Source organism: Ruegeria sp. AJ12, assembly GCF_056536245.1.
In genome coordinates, this window is the sequence record NZ_JBQFJJ010000001.1 from 3,428,154 (window position 1) to 3,454,017 (window position 25,864).

At 59.3% G+C, this 25,864-nt stretch carries 25 protein-coding genes; 3 read left to right on the forward strand and 22 right to left on the reverse strand.

The window, feature by feature from the left end; translation table 11 throughout:
* Nucleotides 1-20 precede the first annotated feature (20 nt).
* The 8 genes from ACR3E0_RS17150 to ACR3E0_RS17185 all read right to left on the reverse strand — a co-directional run bounded on the left by ACR3E0_RS17150 (nt 21) and on the right by ACR3E0_RS17185 (nt 6,826).
* The gene (locus ACR3E0_RS17150; RefSeq protein WP_480480055.1) at nt 21-431 is read right to left on the reverse strand and encodes a universal stress protein; all 411 of its coding nucleotides are present in this window, start codon (nt 429-431) and stop codon (nt 21-23) included.
* A gap of 24 nt (nt 432-455) precedes the next feature.
* Nucleotides 456-1,436: an alcohol dehydrogenase catalytic domain-containing protein gene (locus ACR3E0_RS17155; protein WP_480480056.1), complete on the reverse strand. Its 981-nt coding sequence runs from the start codon at nt 1,434-1,436 to the stop codon at nt 456-458.
* Complete coding sequence (locus tag ACR3E0_RS17160) at nt 1,433-2,194, reverse strand: SDR family NAD(P)-dependent oxidoreductase (RefSeq protein ID WP_480480057.1); 762 nt, start codon at nt 2,192-2,194, stop codon at nt 1,433-1,435. Before ACR3E0_RS17160 ends, ACR3E0_RS17155 begins: the two co-directional genes overlap by 4 nt.
* Nucleotides 2,187-3,494 (reverse strand): histidinol dehydrogenase, encoded by a 1,308-nt coding sequence (gene hisD / locus ACR3E0_RS17165; RefSeq protein ID WP_480480058.1) that lies wholly within the window; start codon nt 3,492-3,494, stop codon nt 2,187-2,189. The genes ACR3E0_RS17160 and hisD overlap by 8 nt, the downstream gene beginning before the upstream one ends.
* A 12-nt stretch (nt 3,495-3,506) precedes the next feature.
* A complete protein-coding gene (locus ACR3E0_RS17170) occupies nt 3,507-4,835 on the reverse strand; it encodes a TRAP transporter large permease (RefSeq protein ID WP_480480059.1) in 1,329 nt (442 codons plus the stop codon).
* 11 nt (nt 4,836-4,846) lie between these two features.
* Nucleotides 4,847-5,359 (reverse strand): TRAP transporter small permease, encoded by a 513-nt coding sequence (locus ACR3E0_RS17175; protein ID WP_170428591.1) that lies wholly within the window; start codon nt 5,357-5,359, stop codon nt 4,847-4,849.
* 112 nt (nt 5,360-5,471) lie between these two features.
* The gene (locus ACR3E0_RS17180) at nt 5,472-6,617 is read right to left on the reverse strand and encodes a TRAP transporter substrate-binding protein (protein WP_480480060.1); all 1,146 of its coding nucleotides are present in this window, start codon (nt 6,615-6,617) and stop codon (nt 5,472-5,474) included.
* A gap of 23 nt (nt 6,618-6,640) precedes the next feature.
* A complete protein-coding gene (locus tag ACR3E0_RS17185) occupies nt 6,641-6,826 on the reverse strand; it encodes a hypothetical protein (RefSeq protein ID WP_480480061.1) in 186 nt (61 codons plus the stop codon).
* Between the two features lie 138 nt (nt 6,827-6,964).
* On the opposite strand from ACR3E0_RS17185, the gene ACR3E0_RS17190 reads away from it, so the two are divergent.
* On the forward strand, nt 6,965-7,990 hold the full coding sequence (locus ACR3E0_RS17190) for a LacI family DNA-binding transcriptional regulator (protein ID WP_480480062.1): 1,026 nt from the start codon (nt 6,965-6,967) through the stop codon (nt 7,988-7,990).
* A gap of 231 nt (nt 7,991-8,221) precedes the next feature.
* Here ACR3E0_RS17190 and ACR3E0_RS17195 read toward each other — a convergent pair whose 3' ends face one another.
* From ACR3E0_RS17195 to ACR3E0_RS17255, 13 genes are all read right to left on the reverse strand, one after another.
* Complete coding sequence (locus ACR3E0_RS17195; protein ID WP_480480063.1) at nt 8,222-8,479, reverse strand: hypothetical protein; 258 nt, start codon at nt 8,477-8,479, stop codon at nt 8,222-8,224.
* Between the two features lie 13 nt (nt 8,480-8,492).
* Nucleotides 8,493-9,194: a NapC/NirT family cytochrome c gene (locus ACR3E0_RS17200; RefSeq protein WP_480480064.1), complete on the reverse strand. Its 702-nt coding sequence runs from the start codon at nt 9,192-9,194 to the stop codon at nt 8,493-8,495.
* Between the two features lie 29 nt (nt 9,195-9,223).
* Nucleotides 9,224-9,661 (reverse strand): nitrate reductase cytochrome c-type subunit, encoded by a 438-nt coding sequence (locus ACR3E0_RS17205; RefSeq protein WP_480480065.1) that lies wholly within the window; start codon nt 9,659-9,661, stop codon nt 9,224-9,226.
* A gap of 12 nt (nt 9,662-9,673) precedes the next feature.
* Nucleotides 9,674-10,591, reverse strand: coding sequence for a quinol dehydrogenase ferredoxin subunit NapH (gene napH, locus ACR3E0_RS17210; protein WP_480480066.1), 918 nt, complete (start codon nt 10,589-10,591; stop codon nt 9,674-9,676).
* A complete protein-coding gene (napG, locus tag ACR3E0_RS17215) occupies nt 10,588-11,406 on the reverse strand; it encodes a ferredoxin-type protein NapG (RefSeq protein WP_480480067.1) in 819 nt (272 codons plus the stop codon). The genes napH and napG overlap by 4 nt, the downstream gene beginning before the upstream one ends.
* Before the next feature lie 28 nt (nt 11,407-11,434).
* A complete protein-coding gene (napA, locus tag ACR3E0_RS17220; protein ID WP_480480068.1) occupies nt 11,435-13,927 on the reverse strand; it encodes a nitrate reductase catalytic subunit NapA in 2,493 nt (830 codons plus the stop codon).
* The gene (locus ACR3E0_RS17225; protein WP_480480069.1) at nt 13,924-14,217 is read right to left on the reverse strand and encodes a chaperone NapD; all 294 of its coding nucleotides are present in this window, start codon (nt 14,215-14,217) and stop codon (nt 13,924-13,926) included. Before ACR3E0_RS17225 ends, napA begins: the two co-directional genes overlap by 4 nt.
* On the reverse strand, nt 14,214-14,729 hold the full coding sequence (locus tag ACR3E0_RS17230) for a ferredoxin-type protein NapF (RefSeq protein WP_480480070.1): 516 nt from the start codon (nt 14,727-14,729) through the stop codon (nt 14,214-14,216). Before ACR3E0_RS17230 ends, ACR3E0_RS17225 begins: the two co-directional genes overlap by 4 nt.
* Nucleotides 14,730-15,085: 356 nt before the next feature.
* Nucleotides 15,086-15,397 (reverse strand): carboxymuconolactone decarboxylase family protein, encoded by a 312-nt coding sequence (locus ACR3E0_RS17235; protein WP_480480071.1) that lies wholly within the window; start codon nt 15,395-15,397, stop codon nt 15,086-15,088.
* 30 nt (nt 15,398-15,427) lie between these two features.
* A complete protein-coding gene (moaA, locus tag ACR3E0_RS17240; protein ID WP_480480072.1) occupies nt 15,428-16,435 on the reverse strand; it encodes a GTP 3',8-cyclase MoaA in 1,008 nt (335 codons plus the stop codon).
* Nucleotides 16,425-16,952 carry a DUF2478 domain-containing protein gene (locus ACR3E0_RS17245; RefSeq protein ID WP_480480073.1) on the reverse strand — a complete coding sequence of 176 codons (528 nt, stop codon included), beginning with the start codon at nt 16,950-16,952 and terminating at the stop codon, nt 16,425-16,427. Before ACR3E0_RS17245 ends, moaA begins: the two co-directional genes overlap by 11 nt.
* Nucleotides 16,949-18,157, reverse strand: coding sequence for a molybdopterin molybdotransferase MoeA (locus ACR3E0_RS17250; RefSeq protein WP_480480074.1), 1,209 nt, complete (start codon nt 18,155-18,157; stop codon nt 16,949-16,951). The genes ACR3E0_RS17245 and ACR3E0_RS17250 overlap by 4 nt, the downstream gene beginning before the upstream one ends.
* 135 nt (nt 18,158-18,292) lie before the next feature.
* Nucleotides 18,293-20,965, reverse strand: coding sequence for a molybdopterin-dependent oxidoreductase (locus ACR3E0_RS17255; protein ID WP_480480075.1), 2,673 nt, complete (start codon nt 20,963-20,965; stop codon nt 18,293-18,295).
* Nucleotides 20,966-21,081: 116 nt separating this feature from the next.
* Between ACR3E0_RS17255 and ACR3E0_RS17260 the strand changes: the two genes are divergently transcribed.
* Nucleotides 21,082-21,786, forward strand: a complete 705-nt coding sequence (locus ACR3E0_RS17260) for a response regulator (RefSeq protein ID WP_480480076.1) — start codon at nt 21,082-21,084, stop codon at nt 21,784-21,786.
* Here the strand turns inward: ACR3E0_RS17260 and ACR3E0_RS17265 are convergent.
* Nucleotides 21,759-24,539: an ATP-binding protein gene (locus ACR3E0_RS17265; RefSeq protein ID WP_480480077.1), complete on the reverse strand. Its 2,781-nt coding sequence runs from the start codon at nt 24,537-24,539 to the stop codon at nt 21,759-21,761. The genes ACR3E0_RS17260 and ACR3E0_RS17265 overlap by 28 nt on opposite strands.
* A 37-nt stretch (nt 24,540-24,576) precedes the next feature.
* On the opposite strand from ACR3E0_RS17265, the gene torT reads away from it, so the two are divergent.
* Nucleotides 24,577-25,521, forward strand: coding sequence for a TMAO reductase system periplasmic protein TorT (gene torT / locus ACR3E0_RS17270; RefSeq protein WP_480480078.1), 945 nt, complete (start codon nt 24,577-24,579; stop codon nt 25,519-25,521).
* The last annotated feature ends 343 nt before the right edge of the window (nt 25,522-25,864 follow it).

Consider the following 25,864-nt stretch of genomic DNA (forward strand, 5'->3'; position numbering starts at 1 on the left):
CCCGGGGCGCGATGGAGGGTTCAGGCCCTGCGGTGCACGTGAACAGCACAGGGGGCGTGGCGGACGACGCGTGATGCAGTCGATCCCAAAAAATAGTCGCTCAGGTCCGGTTTGTGCGAACCGATGACAATGCAATCCACCGCATTGTCTGTTGCAAAGTCGATGATCGTTCTGGCCGTATGCCCTTTGATAATCTCTGGGCTCACGCCTTCGAGACCGTCCAACTTTTCCAGCAAGTGCCGCCGCGCGCGTTCGTATGCATCGGCGACAACAGATTTGTCGAGGTAAGCACTGACGGACCCCTGCGGCATTTCGTAGACATGCAGCGCGATGATCTCGGCTCCGTCCTCGGACAAGGCCCGAGCCACCTCGAGCGTGTGCTGTGAAATGCCGTGATCCAGCGCCATCGGGACAAGAATCTTTTTGTACACAATATGCCTCCATTGCTGCCGGGGTTAACCCCACGGTGTCAGGATAATCTTTGGTGCGGCGACGGCACCAGCGCGCAGGTCCCGAAAGGCCTGGGCGCCGTCTGCCAGCATCCGCGTCTCAGTCCAGTCTAGCGCACCCAGCCGCCCGTCGAAAATCGCCGCCGCAGCCTGCCTGAAATCTTCGACCGTGTAGGTGTATGTCCCGATGAACGTGATTTCCTGTAAGGTCATCCGACGCACATCCAGACCGCCAGTATCCTCGCCCAGACCGACATGGGCGATCACACCTCCGGGTTCTGCGCAGGCCGATGCGGTCGCGCGGGTCGCCTTGTACCCAACTGCGTCTATCACCAGCGGAAAGGTTCCCATGGCGATTTCAACGACATTCAGAGATCCAAGATGCCGCAGGAAATTTCTGCGCGTGGTGTTTGGCTCTGCTATGGTGACTTCTTCGCCCCCCATAGCCGAAAGCGCCAGCGCCGCCGCCAACCCAATGGCACCTCCGCCGATCACCAATGCGCGTTTGTCCACTGCTGGATGCAATGCCTCGATCGCGAGCCGTGCGGCGTGCCAACTCACAGCCAGCGGTTCGGCCAGCGCCGCCTTGTGCAGCGATACGTGATCCGGCACTTCGACAAGATTTGAGATCGGCATCGCAACGTACTGCGCAAATGCGCCTTCACGTGGCGGCATCGAAATGATCTGCCGCTCGACACACAGGTTTTCGCGTCCGGACAAACAGGCAGGACATACACCGCAGGTCACCAAGGGATTGATTGTCACCCGTGTACCGTCCTGAGAGCCACCCACAACGGTTCCCGCAGCCTCGTGCCCCAGAATCAAAGGGGCGGGCCGCCGCGCATCGTGGCCGAGATAGGCGTGCATGTCCGAACCGCAGATGCCCACGGCCTCGACGCGGATCAGCAGCTCGTCCGCGCGCGGTTCAGCGTCTGGCACATCCGAAAACGCCATCTGTTCAACCCCTTGGTAAACCAGCGCCTTCATTTTGCGGTGAACCCTCCGTCGACCATCAGGATCTGACCTGTGACATAGTCTGACGCTCTCGAGCACAAAAACAGGATCGGCCCATCCATGTCTTCCATCCGCCCGTTGCGTCGAGTGCAGGTCTGAGCGGCATTGCGCTCGGCGCGGTCCGGATCGTCGAAAACGGCCTGCGTCAGTTCGGTGGGAAAGAATCCCGGGCCAATTGCATTGGCGGTAATACCGTGTGGCGACCACGCTTCGGCCATTGCGCGCGTCAGCTGGCCAATCCCCGCCTTGGTCGCGCCATAGGCAATCCCACCGGGGAATGCCCTTGTCGTCTGCAACGAGGCAAAATTCACGATCCGACCCCAACCTCGGTCCTTCATCGCCGGTACCATCGCCTGGCTGAGGAAAAACGGCGCGCTGAGGTTCAGCGCCAGCGTTGCGTCCCAGCCCCGCTCGGTAACATCGTCGGCCGCTTCGCGCGTGTTAATGCCGGCCGCATGCACGACGATATCCGGCGCCCCGAATTTGGCCAAAACCTCCTCGACCAATGCGCCGGTTGCGGCGCGGTCCGCAACATCAGCAACAACCGTCTCGGCACGCGTGCCGACCTCTTCGCGCAACTTGGCCAGAGCTTCGGCACGCCGCGCGACACCGACAACCCGCGCACCAGAGGCCGCCAGAACCTCGACGACACGCCGTCCAAGCCCCGAGCTTGCGCCCGTCACGCACGCAACCCGACCGGTCAGGTCAAAAAGCGTGCGGGGGTCATCCATCGGCGGTCAGATCAAACTGTTCGTCCGGGAAATACTTGGCAAGACGCACATCAGCGGCGCGGGCGTGCCCCTCCATCCCCTCAAGGCGTGAAATACGCGCGGTGGCCTCGGCGATGGATTTCGAACCCTCGCGCGTGGCCCGCTGCCATGTCACGATCTTCATGTATTTGTGGACACTCAGACCGCCGGTATAACTGGCCGCACCGGATGTCGGCAGTACGTGATTGGTACCGGTTGCCTTGTCGCCATAAGACACGGTGGTTTCTTCGCCCAGAAACAACGAACCATAGCAGGTCAGGCGACCCAGCCACCAATCCAGATCTTCGGCCTGCACCGTCAGGTGTTCAGGGGCGTATTCATCCGAGCAGGCAGCCATTTCCTCGCGATCCGAACACACGATCACCTCGGCATAGTCACGCCACGCAGCAAAAGCATTGTCGCGGTTGAGCTCGGGCAGATCGTCAATGAGGGTCGGAACAAGGTCCATGACTTTCTGGGCCAGTTCCCGGTCATCCGTCACCAGCCAGACCGGCGAGTTGTAACCATGCTCGGCCTGACTGACCAAATCGGTCGCGACCACATGCGCATCCGAGGAGGAATCCGCAAGGATCAAGCTGTCCGTCGGACCCGCGATCATGTCGATGCCAACCTTGCCATAGAGAATGCGCTTCGCCTCTGCCACGAACTGATTACCCGGTCCGACAAGAATGTTGGCCCGCGGCAGGCCGAACAGGCCGTAGGTCATCGCCGCCACGCCCTGCACACCGCCCATCGCCAGAATGCTGTCCGCCCCGCAGATGTGTGCCGCATAGACAATCGCAGGTGCGACGCCTTCGCCCGGACGGGGCGGAGAGCACGCGGTGATGTGCCGGCACCCGGCGACCTTCGCCGTTGTTACCGTCATGATCGCGCTGGCGATATGGCTATAGCGCCCGCCAGGCACATAGCATCCGGCTGCATCCACGGGGATCGCTTTCTGACCGGCAACAAATCCCGGCACAATCTCCATCTGCACGTCGGACACCGTCGCCTTTTGGGTTTCTGCGAAACGACGGACATTGTCGTGGGCAAACCTGATGTCTGCCTTCAGCTTCTCGGGCACCAGCGCGCAGGCCGCCTCGATTTCCTCCGGGGTCAACAGCACGTTGCCGTCGTACTTGTCGAACTTAGCCCCATATTCCAGCGCCTTCGCGTCGCCACCCGCCTCAATGTCGCCAAGGATAGTCTTGACAGTCTCGTGCACTTCGGAGGCATGAGTTTGCGGCGTCAGGGTTGCCTTTTTCAAATAGTCACGCGGCATATTCAGCAAATCCTACTGGTAGATTTCAGGGAGCAATGTGGTTGAAACTGCTGGTACATACGCAATCAACAGAACCACAATCAGCATGGTCAAGACAAAGGGAACGGCACGGGCCGCTATTTTTAGGATTGATTCTCCGGTTATCCCGGAAACGACAAACAGGTTCAGACCCAATGGCGGAGTGATAAAGCCTACGCCCAGGGCGGTGATCATCATGATGCAGAACTGAATCTCGTTCATGCCGATATTGTCGGCCAGCGGCTTCAGGATCGGCGCGAGGATCACGATGTTGGGTGTCGTTTCCATAACGCAGCCCGCGGCGATCAGGATACCGATCATCAGCAGGATCAGCAGATACGGGTCGTCGGTCAGCGCCGTGATCGAGGCCACAAACCCCTGCGGCACACCCATGATTGCCAGCGCCTCGGCCAGCGGTGCCGAGAATGCGATGATCGGCAGGATCACACCGTTGACCTTGGCCGAGCTCACCAGCATGGACGGAAAGTCCGCCAGCGTCAGCGTGCGCAAGATGAACCCCATGATGATGGTCACCACAACCGCGGTTGCGCCCGCCTCGGTCGGGGTCAGGCGACCTGAGAAGATGCCATAAAAGATGATGCCGGGCACGATGAAAGCATACCAGCCGGATTTGAGCGCCTTGCCCAGATTGGCCAGCCACTCACCCGTGGTCATTAGGCCCCCACCCTCATAAGCATAGATACGGTTCATGATGATGTTGGTGATCAGGATCGAGACCAGAATGGCCAGACCCGGGATAAGCGCGGCCAGAAACAGCGTGGACGCCGAAATACCCAACACCAGACCGATAATGATATAGGCAATCGACGGCGGGATCAGGATGCCGGTACAGGCCCCTGCCGCGACCAGAGCACAGGCATACGGGCGCGGATAGCCGCTTTCTACCAGCCGGTTGATGGTCATACGCCCCACGGCGGCAGCACCCGCTGCGTCAGACCCCGAGATGGCCGCGAACATGCCACAGACCAGAACGGTGGCGGACCCAAAACCGCCCTTGGCAAAACAGGTCAGCGCCTCGGCGACGTCCAGAAACTTGCGCGACAAGCCGGTGCGAACCAGAACGTCGCCGGTCAGGATAAAGAGCGGCACAGCCGTGAGTGCAAAGGCGTCGATGCCGGTAAAGAGGCTTTCGCCCACAAGGCTGAGCGGCAGATCGCCCGACATGATCAGCATGACGATCGCGGCAGAGCCGATCGCGGCCCAGACCGGAACGGCCATCGCGATCAGGCCAACGAACATGATCACGGGCAGGTAGAAATCCCAGCCCAGTTCAACAGTTTGATTCAGAGAACCCCACAGCATTCAGATTCTCCTCAATCAAACAGCTTGTCGCCTTCAAAGACGGGGGTGCCGTCCCGAAGGGATTTCAGATCGCGCAGGAAGGATTGGATCAGGCGCCAGATCATCAGCGCAAACCCGGTTGGTACGGCCATCAGGAACCAGACCTTGGACACGCGCAGACCATCGGTCACCGAGCCGAACTTCGCCGAGACATGGACAGCCTCGTAGGACCAGTAGAGCGCGATGATCGCCACAACGAACATCACAAGATCGCCGAAGATATAGAGCAGCGCCTTGGGGCGCGGCCCGAGGTAGTGCATGATCACATCGATGCGGATATGGGCGCGTTCCTTGACGGCAGCGGCGGCCCCGATCCAGGCAAGATATATGAAGGAATACCGGACGATTTCTTCGCCCCAGATTGAGGAATAGGCGAAGATCTCACGCCTCAGAACCTCGATGGCCATCGTGATGACCAGCATCACGTAGAACACCAGCAACAACCAGCGCTCGGCGTCTCGGTCAATTCTCTGCAGTATCGTCATATCCTGCCCCGAAGCTTGGCAGCACGGGGCAAACCGGTCGGAAAAGACCGCCGCTCGGTACTGCGGGTCGTGAGGGGAACGGGTGCGCTTTTGCACACCCGTTCGAGTGGCTTTACGCGTCGTGGACGTAATATTTGCCCTGCGTTCCGGCTGCTTCGACCAGTTTGTCGAAGGCTTCCATGGAGCCGGCCAGTTCTGTCTTGAACGGATCCCAATCAGCGTTCTGGTAGCCGCCGGCATCCTGCCATTCAGCCAACTGATCGCTGCTGAGCGAGTGGAATTCAACCCCGGCCTTGTTCAGTTCTGCCATGGCATAAGCCCGCGCCGACGGCACCTTGGACAGGTTCTGGTGACTGGTCATTTCCGAACCCCACATGATGCCTTCCTGGACATCAGCCGGCATCGAGTTGAACCATTCCAGGTTGCATGAGTAGACCTGACTGTCCGGCACGGCCTGGGTGAAGGTCACATGGCTCAGGATGTCTTTGAAGCCGAAGACGAACAAGGCACCAACCGACGGATCCAGCGCATCCGCCACGCCCTGTTTGATCGCCGAAGGCGTCTCACCCCAGGCGACCGGCGTCGGGTTGGCCCCAGCCATCCGGTAGTACTGTTGCAGCATCTTGGACCCCGGCACGCGGAACTTGACCCCGCTCATGTCGGAGGGTGTGATGATGGCATTGCCACCCTGACGGACCGCAACAACACGCGGGTCGATCACAACATAGAACAGGGCCTTGAACCCGGCAGCTTCGACCTTTGGATGGACTTCATTTTGCCACGTGTCCGAATGCACGAGGTTGGTGAACCGCTGGTTGGACCCGCAAAGATATGGCATGTTGATCAGGTCAACCGTCGAGGCAAACGGCGCGAAGTTCGACAGCGAATGCTGTGCCGCCTGGATGGTGCCGCCCTGCACTTTCTGCACCAGCGATCCGCCCGCGCCCAACTGCCCACCCGGAGCCAGCTTGACATAAACCTTGCCGTTGGTTGCGTTCTGAATGTTTTCCTTCAGATCCAACTGCATGATCGGATAGCTGCGCGAAGCACCCAGCACATACGCAGTTGCAATCGTCATGACGTGGTCCGCGGCTTTCTCGCGGTCGCTCTCTTCCTTGGCGGTCTGCGCTGTCGCCTCGGATGACCACAGCATTCCGCCGGCACCGGCAACCAGCGCGGCCGTAAACGATCCGCCTGCCGTCAGCTTCAGGAAATTGCGGCGCTCTTCGGACGCAAGTTCGTTTCTGTCGTTGTTCATGTATTGCCCTCCCAAGCAAAAATTCAGCTGCCGTTATCAGCGTTCCGGTTAGCCTCCTTTTTCAGAATTGCGACAACGAACAGGATCGACGCCGCGAACAGAACCAACATCTCTCCTACGTCCCCAAGAAAGGCGCTGCTCGCAAAGGCACCCAGCGCCACGTTTGCAAAGTAGATGACAAACACGATCGCGGATGCAGCAAGAAACATCTTCGGGACTCCCTTTGGATTCGGCTCCAATTTCCCTTGTAAGCGCTTACATGAAAAATGCAAGCGCTTACATATTTGCTTTTCTTGGGATGCGCTTGAGATTAGACTTATCGGCAAAATCTAATTACAGGTTCGAAAATGCCGAAACTTCGATCCGCACCAACACTGGATGACGTCGCCAAAGAGGCAGGCGTTTCCACCGCAACCGTGTCGCGTTGCCTCAACAATCCCGACCGTGTCGTCGAGGCGACGCGCAAACGTGTTATGTCGGCAGTGGACACATTGGGCTACACCCCCAATTTCGCGGCACGTGTCATGGCGGCGAAGCGCTCGTTCACAATCGGTGCGATCATCCCAACCATGGACAACGCGATTTTCGCCAGGGGGTTGCAAGCGTTTCAGGAAGAAATCCACCAGCGCGGCTACACATTGCTGGTTTCGAGCTCAGCCTATCAGCCCGAAGTCGAGGAGGAACAGATCCGCACGCTGGTTGCCCGGGGCGCAGACGGGCTGCTGCTGATCGGTCATGATCGTGAGGAGCGCATTTATGACTATCTTGAACGACAGAAAGTCCCGGCGATGGTGGCTTGGTCCTTCACCCCGGAACAGCGCACACCGTCCGTAGGGTTTGATAATAGAAGGGCCATGATGGCACTGGCACACGAGGTCATCGAACTCGGCCACACGCAGGTTGCGATTATTTCGGGTATTTGTCGCGGGAACGACCGTGCACGTCACAGAATCGAAGGAATCAGGGACGCTTTTGCAGCGCACGGCCTGTCCCCCGATGCCTTGGAGATCCTCGAAACACCCTATGAGATCGAAAACGGCGCCGCCGCGTTCAGGCGCCTGATGTCCGCCAAGGACCGGCCGACCGCTATCCTGTGCGGCAACGACGTTTTGGCCGTCGGCGCGGTTCGGCAGGCCCAGGAGATGGGTATTCGGGTTCCGGACGAAATCTCGATCACCGGCTTCGACGACATCGAGTTGGCCCGGATCGTGCAGCCCGGCCTGACCACCGTGCATGTCCCGCATCGCGAGATGGGGCGCCAGGCCGCCATCGAACTGATCGAAATGATCGAACGCAACACTCCGGGTCGTTCGGTTGAACTGAAAACCAAGATAGTGACCCGCAATTCCCTGTCGCAGGCAAAACGACACTGAAAGGTGGTGCCTAAGAGCCGACGCAGAACAGCCAGAGTTTCTGGAACCCAATATCGGCAGAGCAGGCGCAGGAGGCAAAGAACAGCGAAAACAACCCAAAGGGGATCCTAAATCAATCCACCCTTGCCGATTTATTCAACGTCAATATGCGAAGACGTCCTTTAGAATCCCACCGCTCACACCAAAGTCAAAAGTGTCGGAGTGCCACTTTGATCGCCCATCCGCCGCATGTCACGCCGTAGCGCCTTTGAGACGTATGGCGGTTCCAAGGCTGCCGGCACAGACACCGACGACGACGGCAATCAGCAGTTCCAGAGTTTCGACCTGCGCAAACTGCCACCGGGCGAACACCAGCGTTTCGATTACACCGATGAGCCCGCCCATGACCGCACCCAGCCACAAACGGCGGGTCATCATGCCAAGGGCAAGGCCCAGAATGCCGGGCAGGCTGAGAATATTGCCGCCGATTGTTCCCAGTATCTCAAGCATATCTCACCCCTTCTCAATCCGTCCGTGTCGCCAGGAATGACCGGATCTCATTGCTGTCCGCTGCGGCCTGTTGCTGTGGCGCCCCGGACTTCTCGGCATTCAATGCCTCGGTGATGCTCTGGTATTCCTCTAGGTAATTGGGCGGCAGGCTGTGCGCGATGCCCTGATGGCAATCGATGCAGGTCATGTTCTCGTCGATTGCACGCTGGTGTTCAGACGCTGCGCGCGCTTCCTGAATGGTGAAATCCATATAGTCAAAGTTATGGCAGTTGCGGCATTCGCGACTGTCGGATTCCTTCATCTTCTTCCACACGATCGAGGCCATCTGCAGCCGGTGCGCCTCGTATTTTTCGGGCGTGCTGATGGTGCCGGCGAGTTCGTGATAGACATCTTTAACCGCCATGATCTTCGCCTTGATCTTGTGGTTCCACTCGTCCGGCACATGGCAGTCCGAACAGACGGCCCGAACACCGGAATGGTTGTTGTAGTGGATGGTCTCGCGATACTCGCCAAGGTTGGTCTCCATCGTATGGCAGGACACGCAAAATTCCTCGGTATTCGTCATCTCCAGCGTCCAGTGGAACCCGCCCCAGAACAGGATGCCGGCCAAAAAGCCGGCCAAAAGCAGGAAGCCCGAGCTGAACATCACAGCGGGTGTCCAGATCCCGGTCCACAAGCGGCGGATCCAACCGCGTTTTTCGGGGGAGTCTGCCATATCGGTGCTCCTTTCAGACTTGCGTTGGATTAGTTGCCGGTGGACGGCTGAAAGACATTCTCGACCAGCGGCGGAGCGTCAGCCTGCGGAACATGGCATTGATTGCAGAAATACCGGGTGCCCGCGATCGTATCGAGCTCGTTGCCATCCCGATCCAGGTAGTGGGTCATCGACAGGGTCGGCGCGTTGCGTTCACCGGCTTTGGTCCAGTCATGGCAGGCAAGGCACTGATTGGTGCGTATGTCGATCTGATACTGCTCGATCGAGTGCGGGATCAGGGGCGGTTGCTGGCGGTAATTGCGCTGCATGCGGCCTTCGATCGTGCGGTGAATCTGATCGATTGGGACAAGCTCATCCACCTCGGCGCCGCGCAGGGTCTCCACCTGGGCTGATTGTGCAAGGGCGAACCCACTCAGGAGCAAAACGGGGATCAGGGCAGCTCCGCCTGTCACGATAGATTTTTTCATTTTGGCACTCCCTTAGATAGGTCTGGCAGCGCGCGGCTCGGGCGCGGCAACAGGTTCGGGTGGTGCGACGACGTGATCGTCGAACCGATGAGTAAAGGCAAAGACATTGACCGCGCAGACATCGATGCAGCGGCCGCAATTGGTGCAGTCCGGTGAAAGAATCAGCGGCGTGGTCCCCGCCTTGCCTTTCAGGGCTGGTGAAATCACATGGTTCTCCGGGCAGACAGCATAGCAATCCATGCAGTCGTCGCAGGCGCTGCGATTGGCTGCAATGACCCGCAACAGGCTTTTGGTGCCGATCAGGCCATAAAATGCGCCAACCGGGCAAATGTGGCCGCACCAGCCATGCCGAGCAACAATGAGGTCAAACACAAAGATCGCCGCCACCAGAGCCCAGACAAACCCCATGCCGAAAATCAGACCTCGGTGCAGCATGGTGATCGGATTGATCAGCTCCCACGCGATCACACCTGTGATACCCGAGACAATCAGAACTGTTACCAGTATCCACAGGCGCGTACCCCTTTTCGGCTGCCAGCCCTTCGGCAGGTCCAGCTTGCGATGGACCCAGTTGGCAGCATCGGTCACCGGGTTGATCGGGCAAACCCACGAACAATAAACGCGCCCGCCGATCAGCGCATAGGTCACAAGCACAATCAGCCCACCAATCAATGCGGTCAGCTCAGGCCAATGCCCGGCAACAACGCCTTGCAGCAGGATGAACGGGTCGGTCAGTGGCAGAACGCCCAGAGTCAGTGACCCGGCCAGGGTCCCCTGAACAATCCAGATTCCGAACCACGGACCCAGCAGGAACAACAACAGAAAGAACAACTGGCTGATCCGGCGCAACAGCAGATAGCGATGCGCGCCCACCCAGCCTTTGACCTCTCGGGCCTCCTGGCCAACGGGCAAATGGGTGCGCGCGCTCATTGTCCCAGCCCCGGCAGATTGTAGCCCGGCTCGTAACCACCCGGCGCGGCCAGGTTGTCGGTGCCGGGTCCGGGCAAGCGGTCCGGCAGGTCAATCACGCCTTCGACCAGAGGTGCGCCCTTGGCCGCCTTCTCTTCCCACCCTTTCCGGTAATGCTCGGCTGAACTGCCGCGCGCCAGGTGGGCGGGCAGAACTTTGATGGCGGCTTCCGGCAAAACGCAGCTCTTTTCGCACATCCCGCACCCGGTACAGCGGTCGGCATGCACAGTCGGTATGAACATCGCATGATGACCCGACCGCGTGTTGTGCGAGGTTTCCAACGTGATTGCTTCGTCAATCACGGGGCAGACGCGGTAGCAAACGTCACAACGTAGACCGAGGAAATTCAGGCAGTTCTCCTGATCCACCAGAACCGCCAAACCCATTTTAGCGTCATCGATGTTGTCCAGTTCAGGGTCCAGCGCCCCGGTCGGGCAGGCCGCGACACAGGGGATGTCGTCACACATCTCACACGGAATATCGCGCGCCGTGAAATACGGCGTGCCCGTTGCAACCGCATCCGCGCCCAGTTCCGCCAGTTTCAGGGTGTCGTACGGGCAGTCCCGCACACACAGACCGCAGCGGATGCAGGCCGACAGAAACTCTTTCTCCGGCAATGCTCCGGGCGGTCGCAAGGCCTCGGCCGGCAAGGCACGGGCGTCACGGGCCAGATAGGCCAGCAAAGTCCCGGCCACCACGCAACCGCCTGCCGCCCGCGCCGAATCCTGCAGGAAACGGCGCCGCTTTGGCGAGAGGGGTTTGTCGACAAGGGACATGGGGATTACCTCTGCCAATCCTTGCCGGTTACGCCCGCTCGACCTTGCAGGCGCATTTCTTGAAATCCGTCTCTTTGGACAGCGGACAGGTCGCATCCAGCGTCAGCTTGTTGGTCAACTGCCCTTCGTCGAACCAGGGCATGAAGACCAGACCGCGCGGCACCTTGTTGCGGCCCCGGGTTTCGACGCGACTGGTCACGTCCCCCCGGCGGGTGGACAGCAAGATTTCCTGTCCGCGCCGCAAGCCCCGTTCCCGCGCATCCTCGGGATGCATGTAGACAACAGCCGTGGGATAGGCCCGGTGAAGTTCCGGGACCCGGCGGGTCATCGATCCGGAATGCCAATGCTCAAGCACGCGCCCGGTGCAGAGCCACAGATCGAATTCTTCATCCGGCTCTTCTGCGGCGGGTTCATACGGGGCAAAGATGATCTTGGCCTTGCCGTCCTTGTGGCCATAGAATTTGACGTCAGCGCCCTCGGGCACATAGGGATCATAGCCTTCGCGGAAGCGATAGAGCGTCTCCTTGCCGTCAACAACCGGCCAGCGCAGACCCCGCGACTGATGGTATACGTCGAACGGTGCAAGGTCATGCGCGTGACCCCGGCCAAACTCGGCATATTCTTCGAACAGGCCTTTCTGGACGTAATAGCCGAAATGTTCTGACTCGTCGTTGTCAAACCCTTCGGCGGTTTCCGACAACGGATACTGATCCACGGTGCCATTGGCGTAAAGAACGTCATACATGGACTTGCCGCGATGTTCGGGCATCTTGGCCAGCAATTCTTCGCCCCAGACCTCTTCGACGGTGAAGCGCTTGGAGAACTCCATCAGCTGCCAAAGATCGGATTTCGACTCACCTGGCGCCTTCACCTGTTGCCGCCAGAATTGGGTGCGCCGTTCGGCGTTGCCATAAGCACCCTCTTTTTCGACCCACATGGCCGTTGGCAGAATCAGGTCAGCCGACACAGCGGTGACCGTCGGATAGGGGTCTGACACGGTGATGAAGTTTTCCGGATTTCGATAACCGGGATAACCTTCCTCATTGATATTGGGCGCGGCCTGCATGTTGTTGGTGCACTGAACCCAGTAGGCGTTGAGCTCGCCGTCTTTGAGCTTGCGGTTCTGCAGGACGGCGTGAAAACCAGGCTTGGGCGGTATCGTGCCTTCCGGGATTTTCCAGGCGGTTTCACAGATTTGGCGGTGCTCGTCATTTGCAACAACCATGTCCGCCGGCAGGCGATGGGCAAAGGTGCCAACCTCGCGCGCGGTTCCACAAGCCGATGGTTGGCCGGTGAGCGAGAACGGTGAGTTGCCCGGCTCCGAGATCTTGCCGACCAGCAGGTGCACGTTGTACATCAGCGAGTTCACCCAGGATCCCCGGGTGTGCTGGTTAAAGCCCATGGTCCACAGGCTCATGACCTTGCGGGTCGGGTCTGCATATTGCTGGGCCAGACGCTCGAGCTTGTCCGCCGGAACGCCGGACAGTTCTGACACGTATTCCAGCGTATAGGGCGCAACGGCCTCGGCGTATTCCTCAAAGCTGATGGTTTCCAGCTTGCCCGAATTCGGGTTCGCGGCCTCTTGCTGCAACTGATGCGTGTCGCGAAGGCCATATCCGATATCGGTCTCGGTCTTGGTGATATTGACGTGGTTGCGGACAAAGAATTCGTTCACCGCACCGTTCTGAATGATGTAGTTCGCGATGTAGTTCAGGATCGCCAGGTCGGTTTGCGGGGCGAAAATGATGCCATTGTCAGCCAGTTCAAACGAACGATGTTCGAAGGTCGACAAGACATGGACCTCTGAACCCGGCTTGGTCAGACGCGTATCCGTCAGACGCGACCAGAGGATCGGGTGCATCTCGGCCATGTTCGAGCCCCAAAGCACGAACGTGTCCGCATGTTCGAGGTCGTCGTAACAGCCCATCGGCTCATCGATGCCAAAGGTCCGCATGAAGCCGACAACTGCCGAGGCCATGCAATGGCGCGCATTGGGGTCGATGTTGTTGGACCGGAATCCGGCCTTCATCAGTTTGGCCGCAGCATAGCCTTCCCAGACTGTCCATTGGCCTGATCCGAACATACCAACACTGGTCGGTCCTTTCTTGGCCAGCGCCTCTTTCCACTTGGCGGCCATCACATCAAAGGCTTCATCCCAGCTGACCGGTTCAAACTCGCCATTCTTGTCGTATTCGCCGTTTGTTTTGCGCAGCAGCGGCGTGGTCAGACGGTCCTGGCCATACATGATCTTGGAAAGGAAATAGCCCTTGATACAGTTCAAACCGCGATTGACCGGTGCGTCCGGGTCACCCTGCGTTGCGACGACACGACCATCCTTGGTGCCCACCAGTACCGAACACCCGGTACCACAGAACCGGCAAGCGGCTTTGTCCCAGCGGATATCCGGTCCGCCCGTCTGCGCATTTGCCTGACCGGTGGCCAAAGGCAGACCTGCGGCCGAGGCCGTGGCAGCCGCCGCAGACGCCTTGAGAAAGGTACGACGGGATTCAGAGATGGTCATGGCATGGGCCTCCTGCTTGTCGGTTGGCTTGGGGCATCGGGTCGCGGGCGCGATTCCGCGAGATCTTCGAAATGGTGGTATGTCAGGCTAAGTGAGATCACGCCTGGGATCTGGTGCAGATCCATGATGGTCTCGGACGCCAGTCGGTCCGGCGTGTCCTCGACGACGACAACAAAGCGACCGTCATCTGCTGCGGCATGAACTTCGACGCCGGGTGTCTGATCCATTGCCGCGCGCGCTGGTGTGGCGTTTTCCGGTACAACGTGAACGAGACAGCCGCAGATATTCATTGGACAGCCTCTTGCTGAGAGACAACGTAGCGTTCAAACGAGACCGCACCGGCGGGGCATGAGGCGGCACAGGTTCCGCAACCGATGCAACTGTCCTTGTCCAGAACCGGCTCGGCCCGTCCTCCAACCTGCAACTTGAAACGGATGGCACCCTGATCGCAGATATCCTGACACGATCGGCAACTGACGCCGGTTGTGGACAGGCACTCGCCCGCCTTGACCGTTGCGCGCCACGGCCAGTCCGGGACGCGTTCGATCACAAGAGCATCGGTTTCGCAGGACAGGGCGCAGACACCGCAGAACGTGCAGGCACCGACATTCAGTTGCGCGACCGGATATCCACCATCATCAAAATCCAGAATGCCTTCGGGACAATCTCGGACGCAATCGCCGCACCCAGTGCAAAGATTGAAAAACTCAGCCTCAACCGCACCCGGCGGTCGGATCGCATTGCGGTCCTGTCGAAGCATCCGGGCGCTCAGAAAAGCGCGTCTGTTGGTCTGCTGGCTCATGCGCGGGCGACCCATTCATTTGAAGTCTATCTGTTCGGCATTTTCCTATTAGCGGTTTTAAATATGCATTTGATTGATCCAGATCATGTTTTCTCCGTTCAACTCTTCAGCGGAACGGAAAATGTCCGGGCTTCGATGTACTGTGGCACTGGAAACTTACGCGGAACGATCTGCAAGAACGGGCCTAAAATGCGCGGTCAAGCGACACTTAAAGGTGGGCGTTGTCCCTCCCGACCACTCCTGTTCCTACACCGGCAGACGCACGTCTGTTGATCCGCTGCCAGTGCACTTTAGACGCAACGAGCCGGTTCTTAACCGGCTCACGCACGCCGTTTGCCCGATTGCGAGGGTAGGAATTAATCTTGGATATCCGCAATCCAGGTCCGTGCAGCAACCGCTTTTGGCAGACCCAGAGGTCCAATCGCCAGCAAAGCGACTTGGTTCAGGTCTTCTTCGGAAATGCCCTCCGCGCGCGCCCTGCGGGTGTGGGAATGCACTGCGCCTTCCGAGGCCGCGCCGATGGCCAGAGCAAGCTTTACAAGCCGACGCTCACGTGCCGTAAGGTTGCCCGCTTCGGCGGTTGCCTTGCCAAGCTGGGCATATGCGGACCAGACCTCTGGGTTGTTTTGCGCGAGTTTGCCGGCAGCGCCGGGGAGGTCGTTAGTCATGATGTTTCCTTCTGGTGATAGTGCAGGGTGTCAGCCGCCCAAGACAGACATATGACGCGAAAGGGCGGGGTCCGCCATATGTGACAGATCGAAGCGATGCCGCTCGGGCTTGGCCCTGACGGCGGTCTGAATTGCATTCAGGGTCGCTTTTTCGGACTGGCGCAGAGGCGCGCGCAGGTCGACTGACCCTTCGTCGCCCATACACGTGTAAAGACGCCCCGTACAACTGACACGAACGCGGTTGCACAGCGCGCAGAAATTGCAGGACATCGGAGAAATAAACCCTAGCAGCCCGCCTGTCTCCTGAACCCGGGCATATCGTGCAGGTCCGCCCGAGCAATGCCGCTGCGGGGTGAGAGTCCAGCGCGTTGACAGATCGGTCTGAAGGTCGCGCAGCGACAAAGCGCTGGCAGTCCGATCCCGCCCGGTGTCACCAACCGGCATCTCCTCAATCAGCGTCAAATCCGCATCACGCTCGTGGGCAAACCGGATGAGATCATCAACCTCCTTTTCGAATGCCCCCTTGCTGGCAACCGCATTCAGCTTGACCCTTAACCCGGCTGAACGCGCTGCTTCGATACCTGCCAGCACCAAACGAATGTCGCCTCTGCGGGTGGTTGCCCGATATCTGTCAGGATCAAGCGTGTCGAGAGAGACATTGACCCTGCGCACACCACATTCCGCAAGAGACTGCGCATGCCGCGCCAGCAAAGTTCCGTTGGTGGTCAGCGTCAGTTCTTCCAGCGCGCCGGATTTCAGGTGCCGGGACAAATCCCGGAACAGGTCCATCACATCCCGCCGCACCAAGGGTTCACCCCCGGTCAGGCGCAGTTTACGAACCCCTTGGCGGATGAAAATACCGCTGAGGCGCGCCAGCTCCTCGAGGCTTAGAATATCGCATTTGGGGAGGAACACCATTTTCTCGGCCATGCAGTAGGTGCAGCGCAGATCGCACCGGTCGGTTACTGACAGACGCAGATAGTTGATCGTGCGACCAAATCGGTCGACCAGAGGGGTAGGGGCAGCATCAAGCGGCATGATGGCCCTCCATCTGGTCAGCGAACCACGTGAACACCGCACCTCGCTGCAACGGCAGATAACACGCCAGGTCAGCGCCGAACGCGGCCCAAGTCCCGCCATAGGCCGGGCGCAAGGCCGTCAGAACGGGAACGTTCAACTCCAGTGCCTTTGCGATCAAGTCCCGAAATCCACGTCCTTCGCTTTCTCCTCGGCCAAACCGGTTAAGAACGAGAAGATCGGCCCCCTGTTTCAGGTCGCGCTCAATAAATGACGAGCACTCTGCCAGCGCGCCTGGATGCAGGCGGCAGCCCTGCGAGCCGTTGCCCAAAGACTGCGAGATGCGGAACACCCGATTTGACCCGATTGTTGTCAGGTCCATGTCGGCGCAATGACAGTCTCCGATCACCGCACCACGGGTTTGCAACGCGCCACATACACGCAACCCGTCCGCCCGCAATGTGTCTGCGATACCGCCCAGAAACACGTCGACATCATTGTTCTCGGTGTAGACTGCGGCCAGGGGAAAGCTGCTCATCCCAATTCTCCGGTTTGACAGAAGGGACGCCAGGCCAGCGGCATGCCTGCTTTGAGGTGTCTGGTGTCGGGCGGGACAATCACAAGCCCGTCCGCCGCGCTGAGCGGCAGCAAAGTGGCCGAAACACTGTGCCCAAGGCGCTGCAGCACCGGTGTGCCGTTGGAATCATATGTGGAGAGCCGCACTGGAAAGACTTCGGCACGGCCCGGTTTGCGAATCCAGCCGAACCCGGCGATGGCCGGAACCGGTGCAAAACTCGAGCGCGGCGCTCCCAACAGTCGGAAAATTTGCGGCAGCACGAACAAATGAAAGCCCACATGCACCGCGAAAGGGTTGCCGGGAAGGCCGGTGAACGCCGCCTGACCCAGCCTGCCAAACATAACGGGCTTGCCGGGCTTCAGTGCCACACGCCACCCTTTGATGTCGCCGCCAGCGGCACGCAGGGCGTCGCGGATGTGGTCCTTGCCCCCCATCGACACCGCGCCGGAAGTCAGGATGAGGTCGGCCCGGCCTTGCATCTCGATGAAAGCGCGGGTCGACGCCTGCTGATCGTCCGGCAGGATGCCGAAATCGATCGCCTCTGCACCGGCTTGACGTGCCAGCGCCAGAAGCATCGGACGGTTCGCATCATGGATTTGCCCCGGGCCGCGCGCGCCCTTGCAGAGTTCATCGCCCGTCGACAGGATTGCAACGCGCGGGCGGCGCACCACGGAAATCCGGCTGAAGCCGTTGGCCGCCAACAATCCGACGTGGTGCGCCGCAATCCGCGCACCGGCCGCAATCAGCTCCTGGCCCGCCATCTGATCGCTTCCCGCACGTCGGATATTCTCTCCAAGAGCCGGCTTTCGTTTGAAATGGACCTTGTGAGACTTGTCTACACAGGCCTCCGACATCACCACGGCGTCCGCCCCGTCGGGCAGCGGCGCGCCGGTGTAGATTCGAAGCGACGCCCCGGATGGCAGAGTGCCTGACGCATCGCCTGCAGCAATTGTGCCCGCAACCGGCAGGCAGTAGCGCCCGTCAAGATCAGCGCAGCGGACTGCAAACCCGTCCATGGCAGAGTTGTCAAAGAAAGGCATCGCAGTTGGGGCTGTGACCGCCTGCGCGCTCGTCCGCCCAAATGCGTCCGCGAGATCGACGCACTCCGTGTCCGCAATCGGTGCGACCTGTGCCAGCGCGCAGTTAACCGCTTTGGAAACGCTCATCAGATCGGATGACGGAGAAACACTGTCACAACCACATCCATCGGCGACGCGAGCCACATGCATCTGTCCTATCCTCCTTTGGTCAAGTGTGGACAGGGGCCGTTGGTTCCGGCCCCTGCCGTTTCTGCGCAGCGCTCAGTTGGCGGCGTCCGCAGCGTTCTTCATCAGATAGTCCATAACCAGCGCGGCTTCGTCTTCTTCAAGACCGGCCCGCGGGAACATCGACGGGGTGATACCCCTCCACTGTTGCTGCGTGAAATGTGTCACTTCGCGCGGCGCGTGGCAGACGGTGCAGCGCTCATAGTAGATCTTTTCGCCTGGCTCCATGCTGGCATAGAGGCTTGCAGTCAGCGCTTCGAGCCGTTCAAGACCAAGCTTGTCCTCGTCGATCGCAGCGATCTCCATCTCCTCAATGATCGGAGGCTTCTCATACGCAAGATTCGGACCTTCGGGGTCTTCGCATTTGCGCATGGAACAAAGCACGGTGTTCGCGGTGTTGGCCTCGGACAAGCCGGACGAGCGCTGCGTCGATGTGATGAAATTCACCAGGCCCGAGTTGCAGCGACCCTTGCTGTCCAGCGATGGCCAGGCACCCTCGTAGATCGAAACGACGCCCTTCATAATGTCGTCCGACACGACCGCCCCGGCAATGACCGTGCCACGGTCATTGTACAGTTCGACCAGATCGCCATCCTCGATACCACGCGATGCGGCATCCTCGGTGTTGATCCGAACCGGCTCACGGCCCTGAACCTTGTAGAGATCCCGCAGGGTTTCCGACTGATCCATCTGGCTGTGCAGACGGAACCAGGGGTGCGGTGAGACAACGTGCAACTGGCCCTCCTTGGCGTTGCCCAGATACTCGTGCTTTTCCATCCAGATCGGCATGCCGGGGCAGTCATCGATATCCAGCTTGGCGAAATCCTCGCAGAACATCTCGATCTTGCCCGAGGCGGTGTGCAACGGGTTTGCTTCCGGGTCTTCATAGAAGGCGCCGTGACGTGTCCACTGGCGAGCCTCTTGTGGCACCTCCATACGGGCGTAGCCTTGGTCCCAGAACTCCTCGAACGAGGTGTGTTGTGCCGCGCTGGAGCGCTCATAGGCCTGACGGATGTGGTACATCTTGTCTTCACTATCCGTGAACTGTGCCCACAGACCCAACTTGTCGGCCAAACCTTCAAAGATTTCATAGTCCGGCAGGCTTTCACCCACAGGTTCGATCACCTTTTTCATCGCGTAAACGCGGTCGTTAGAATAGGTGCCGCCCGAGGTGATATCGTCCTGCTCCAGTGTCGATGCCGCTGGCATTACGATGTCCGCCCAACGGGTGGCCGCCGTCCACCAGACGTCGACGCTGACGATGGTTTCGACCTTTTCAAGCGCGCGGATCAGCCGGTTGGTGTCCTGCTGGTGCGACATGAAATTGTTGCCTGCGTTGAAGATGACTTTCACGTCCGGGTAAGTGTGGGTGTTGCCGTTGTAAAAGACCTCCTGACCGGGATTTTCCAGCATTTCGGTGATGCGTCCGGCCGGGCAGACACCTTTGACCCAGTTGCGCCCTTGCGACAGACCCGAGGGGATGGATTTGCCCGAAGCCGGCATGCCGCCATTGCCATAGTGCCAACTGAAACCGACGCCCTGCCCCGGCTTACCGATCTTGCCTGTCAAAGCGGCAAAGTTGATGATGGCCCAGTGGGTCATCTCACCGTGCTGCGCTCGCTGCAGCGACCATGCCCCGGCAATTTCGGTTCGCGACGTGGCAAACAGCCCGGCCAGTTCCTTGATCTTGGCTTCGTCCATGCCGGTGATCTCAGAGGCCCAAGCCGGTGTTTTGGGCACGCCGTCGTCTTCACCTTTTACATAGGCGATCCACTTGTCAGCCCCAACGGTGTATCTGTCCATATACGCACGATCTTCAAGCCCCTGTTCCAGCACGTGATAGGCCATGGCGCAGAACAGCGCGACGTCGGTGTTCGGGACGATTTTAACCCATTCCGCGTTCAGATAATCATCCGACGCGGTCCGCTGCGGGTTAATGGAAATGAACTTGACGCCGGCATCGCGAATGGCTTCCCAATGCGCATACATGCCGTGATCGGCCACGCGGAACTCAACCCGGTTATTCTTGATCGGATCACACCCGACCAGAACGAACACCTCGGTGTTGTCACGCACGGTTTCCCAGGCAGACTGAGTTGAATACACTTCCATATCGCCGATGATGTGCGGCAGGGATACCTGAGACGCGCCCGCCGACCAGTCGCCGGACGTGATGGTGCAGCCTCCCATCAGGTTCAGCAGCCGACCCTGCAGAACGTTGGGACGGAAGGTGCCAGCGTTCGACCAGCCACCATAGGACGAGCTGAAGATTGCCTGGTTTCCATGGTTCGTCGCAGTGTCGAGCAAAGCCTTGGCGGTCAGGCTCCAGACGGTGTCCCAATCAACCTTGACGTATTCTTCCTTGCCACGGAGCTCGGGCTTTGTATCACCGGTTTCCCAGCCTTCCAGATACGACTTGCGCACCATTGGATAATTGATGCGGGACTTGTCGTAGGTCCGGTCCATCACCCCATAGCTGAGCAACTCGGTGGGCCGGGCGTCCAGTTCCTTGACCGAGTTAAGACCGATCAGCTTGCCGTCCCGCACCACCGCCTCGAAAGGGCCATAGTGGGTTGCGTGGAACGTACGGCTTGCAAAAGAGTTTGGGTCCAGCGCGGCAAGCGCTGTTGTCCCCATCAAGTTGGCAGCGCCGAACGCGGCTGCTCCCCCTTGCAGAAATACGCGGCGGGTTGGTCGATTGAACGACATAAAAGCCTCCTGTGGCTGAATGAGCTTAGTGGAGGTTAACGCTTTGAACACAACCGTACTTTGACAGCGCGCAAACCATCTTGTTTGAAATTGTAAAAATATGTAAATCACCGGTTATGACGCAACACATCCTGATTGTCGAAGATGACCGAACCACTCGGATGCGGCTTGCCGCCTACCTGCGCGAGCAGGGCCACCGCATCAGCGAAGCGGAAAACGCGGACGATATGCAGAGTATTATCAGCGTGGACCCACCAGAACTTTTGCTGGTCGACATCAATCTCGACGGCAAGGACGGTCTGACGATTACGCGCGAACAGCGTGCCGCATCACGGGTTGGGATCATCCTGCTGACATCGCGCGATGATCAGGTCGACAAGATTGTCGGATTGGAAATGGGCGCAGATGATTACGTGACCAAGCCGTTCGACAAGCGCGAATTGGCCGCGAGGGTCAAGAATCTGCTGGCCCGGATCGCCGACATCGGGCAGGCACCGCAAGGCCCCGCCCCGATCGAGGCATTCGGTCCATGGTGCTTTGACCGCATTCGGCGACGATTGGTGTCCGCCGCGCGAACGGAACCGCTGACCAAGCAGGAATTCGATGTACTGGCAGCACTGGCTAACAACCCGGGGCAGACACTCAGCCGGTCCCGGTTGTCAGAAATGATAGGCAGGCCACCTCACCGTTCAAATGACCGGATGATTGACGTGATCGTCGGCCGATTGCGCAAAAAACTTGAAAAAGACCCAACCGACCCGGAGTGGATTTTGACAGACCATGGCCAAGGCTATCACTTCGTTGATCCGGCTTTGACCTGAAGCCCGGCGCGTGTGGCTGCGGAAACAAGAACCGCCGCCGCTTCGGCGGCTCTGTCCTGAACTTCCAAGAAAAGCCTATCGTCGGTAGCTTCGGGGCCAAATTCGATCCCCGCCAACGCGGAACAGAGACTGTCCAGTCTGAAATTCGCCGCCGCGCCCTTGAGCCGGTGTGCCGCTTTGCGTTGCGCATCCTGCGGCGGGGTCGAGATGGCTGCAACCGACTGCGGCAGGTCGCTCAGAAACTCCTGAACGATCCGGGCCGTTGTTTCCGGTCCAAGGTCGGCGATATCGCTCTCCAGGCTGTTCTGTACAGCGGAACTTTCAGAGGACAAACCCGCATCCGGTAAGGCCGCAAGTACATCAGCCAACGCTCTTGGAGAGATCGGCTTTGACAGAATGCGTGCAACACCCAACCGGCTGCGGGCCTCCGGCGTATCTTCAATCAGGTGAGCCGTGAGGGCAACAAGCTGCGGGCCATTGCTGCGGGACGCCAGCTGCGCCGCGACATCATCACCAGGCATGTCTGGCAGGTCAAGATCAATCAGGATCAGATCGAAAGCATGCACATTGGCCGCCGTAAGCGCCGCTTTACCGGTCTCGGCTTCGCTCACCGTGCACCCCATGCGCTCCAGATATCCACGCGCCACCATGCGGTTAACGGCATGGTCGTCGATCACCAGCACGCTGCTTCTGAAATCGCCAGCCGGCATATCCGCATCCTCATCCGCAACAAGTGCCGGATCCCCGACCGTGAAGGGCACGGTCAAAGTGAACCGGCTGCCAACTCCAGGCTCGCTCTCAACAGACAGTGCACCACCCAGCGCCTCAGTAAGATTGCGCGCGATCGCAAGACCCAGACCAAGCCCTTCGACCCCGGATCGGCGCGCCTGCGCTGTTCGGGTGTAAGCGTCGAAGGCATGGGCAATCGTGTCCGGGGCCATTCCGACGCCGGTATCCAATACGGAAAAGCTCACCACCAGTCCGTCTGCCTTGTCGGAAACCGCGTGATCCACCGACAGTGTGACCATTCCACGCTTTGTGTATTTCACCGCGTTGGAAATCAGGTTGCCGACGATCTGGCGGACCTTGACCACATCACCGAACAAAACCACAGGTGCAGGTTCCGCAAGATCGACGATCTGCTCCAGCCCTTTTGCACTGGCCAGAGACTGCAAATGATGCCCCAACTGGCCAACCAAATCGCGTAGCAGAAAATGCACAGGGTTGCCTCGGTGGCCCTGATCCGCATTTCCCGCGTATTCAAGGATATCGTTCGTGATCCCCAGCAGGTCACGCGCAGATTTCAGCGCCGTCTTGACCCGCGTGCGGCTCTCGGAATCTGTCGCTTCGGTTAGCAGCAGTGAAAGCATCCCGATGATGCCATTGAGCGGCGTGCGGATTTCGTGGCTCATTCGGGCCAAAAACTCGGTCTTGCTTCGGTTTGCCGCCTCGGCGTCTGCGCGGGCAAGATCAGACGCTTTCATCTCAGCGACCACATCCCCGGTTCGGGCGATGACCGCTTCTTCAAGATGTTCACGCAAGCGGGTCGCCTCGATAGACCTGCGGCGCAGGATGTTCAGGGCCTTTTCCATCCGCCCGATTTCATCCTGACCACTGATCGACAGCGGAGCACCGGTTTCACCCCCCGCAACAGCCACGATGCGCCGTGAAAGGGTCGCCAGACGCGCAACCAATTGACGACGGGCATAAACCCACAGGATCATACCCGCCAACACAGAAAGCAGCACGATCGAAACAAGAACAGACATCATCAATAAGGACCGGCGCTCGACCGTCGCAATCTGCACCAGCCCTTCGGCCTGTACGGCGTCTCCGGTCAGTCTTGCCTGATCGGACAAGTCGGCAATAAGACCGCGTAAACCTTCACTTTCGGTGGCAATTTCGGCCTGCAGTTGGATCCGCTCAACTTGAAGGTTCATTAACCCGTTATCGCCCAGCGCGTCACGGTATTGATGCAATATCTTCTGCGCCTCTTCGCGCGCAACAACAGACGGCATGTAACCGACCCGTCGTTCCGCCGTCACAAGACGCGTGGCCACGTCAGACCGAAGACGTTCAATGTCTGCGAGTGTTCCGGTCTCTGCCACCTGCTGCATCAAAAGGCGGATCGCATCGACCATGCGGGCCAGTTCAGCCAAACGCTCGAACGAAAAGAAATGACTGTCCGCCAGCGTATCCAGCGCCGCGCGAGGGTTGGCGTCCGGTGTCGAATAGAGCCCCACAAGACCGGCGGTAATCCGAAGACGGGCGAGATCAATCTCTGCCTCGACTATTGCCTCCAGCCGCGTTCCGGCCGCCGCAATCGCAGCTGATTTGTCAGACACGCGTTCGCCGAGCCGCAGTACCGCGTGTCCATTTCTTGTCATCCGCTCAACGATCGCGCCAGCCTGCGTTGCCACCGCAGGGTCCGGTGGCAAAGGGCTTATCTGGGTCAACGCCAGCGATGCCTCTTTGATATTTGTGACCGTCGCTTTCAGGGTGTCAGCAACCCGGTCGAGATCTTCATGTGAATCCGTCTGCACAAAGGCCGTAGCGAGCGTTCCGACAATTTCGACCGAAGCGCCGATTTCACTTGCCAGATGCATCGCCGGCACATGGGTCTGGATCAGTTCGGCATGCGAGCGCACCAGATACCGGTTGACGCCAATGGCTGCCACGCCCACCATGAGAGCGATTGCCGCCATAGCAGACAGAATCCGGATCAGCCGTGTGTCAAAACTCGCTCGTCGCATAGCCAGAGTTTACGAGGCCCTCTCTGTCCGTACAATCTTGGCCCTCACGCTATGTGTCGCACCCTGGTCCACAGCGGCCGGTGCTGGTCCGGAACAGACATTCTGTGTCTTGGTTCCGCATTTCAAGGACGAGTACTGGCTTAGTGTCGGCTATGGGCTTGAGCAAGAAGCTGAATTGAACAACATCACACTTCGCTTCTTCGAGGCGGGCGGCTACCGCGCCCGGATCGAGCAAATCTCGCAACTCAACACCTGTGCCGAATGGAAGGTGGACGCGATCCTGATCGGTGCTGTCACATCGGACCATCCTGACCTCATAGAGGCAATCGACCGGGTCGCCCGGGATGTCCCAATCTTCGGGCTGGTAAACGAGTTGCACGCGGACACGCTGAGTGGCCGCACAGGTGTGGATTGGCAGGACATGGGGTATGCAGTCGGCCGCCACCTGACCCACCTTCATCCCGCTGGCTCAACGCCACGGACCGCGGTCTTCGTTTCCGGCCCGGCTGCGGCGGGATGGACCGGCCCCCTCGAGGCCGGTTTGCGCGACGGGCTGGTTGAAAGCTCGGTAACGATCAAAGAGGTTTTTGGTGCAGACACCGGCCTCAGACAACAACTGGCACAGGTTGAATCCGCCCTGGAACGCCATCCCGACGTCGACTATCTGATCGGCAGCGCACCGGCCGTTGAGGCGGCGATGGGGCTATACGCGGCCGAGTTTCGCAACCCCAAGCCAAAGCTGGTATCGACCTATATCAGCCACACGGTCATTCGCGGGCTGATGAACGGAAGTGTTCTTGCCGCATCCTTTGACGACCCGGCGCTGCAAGGCGCAATGGCCATCCGGCAGGCGGCTTCAGCAGACAGGGCACCCGTCGCTGTGCCCCTGACCGGGCCGGATATCGTGCTGCTGACATCCGCTGATCAGGCACTGGGCAATGTGCGCATCTCACCCGCCGACTACTTCCCCGATATCCGTTAGCCAACTCAACAGGCCTCGCTTTGCCGTATCCACCATCTGACCAGCCTTCTCAAACCAGATTTCGGCATCGGATACAGTCATCCACCTCACCGAATAAGACTGCGGACCAAACACCTGTCCAGTCTTCAGCATACAACCCCTGGCAATCAGGGATGAGGCCCGCTTCGCAAAAAACCAACCCGCGCCCGAGACGCTTTTCGTCAGTCTATCGGAAAGTCCGAGAGTTGCCCCTGTCAGGACTGACCACCCGGCAATTTGACTTCAACGCCATGTTCAACATCCCATGGCCGCCAGTGCCAGAACTGTCATCATGTGACAGTTCAACAAGGACGCGGCCATGGCC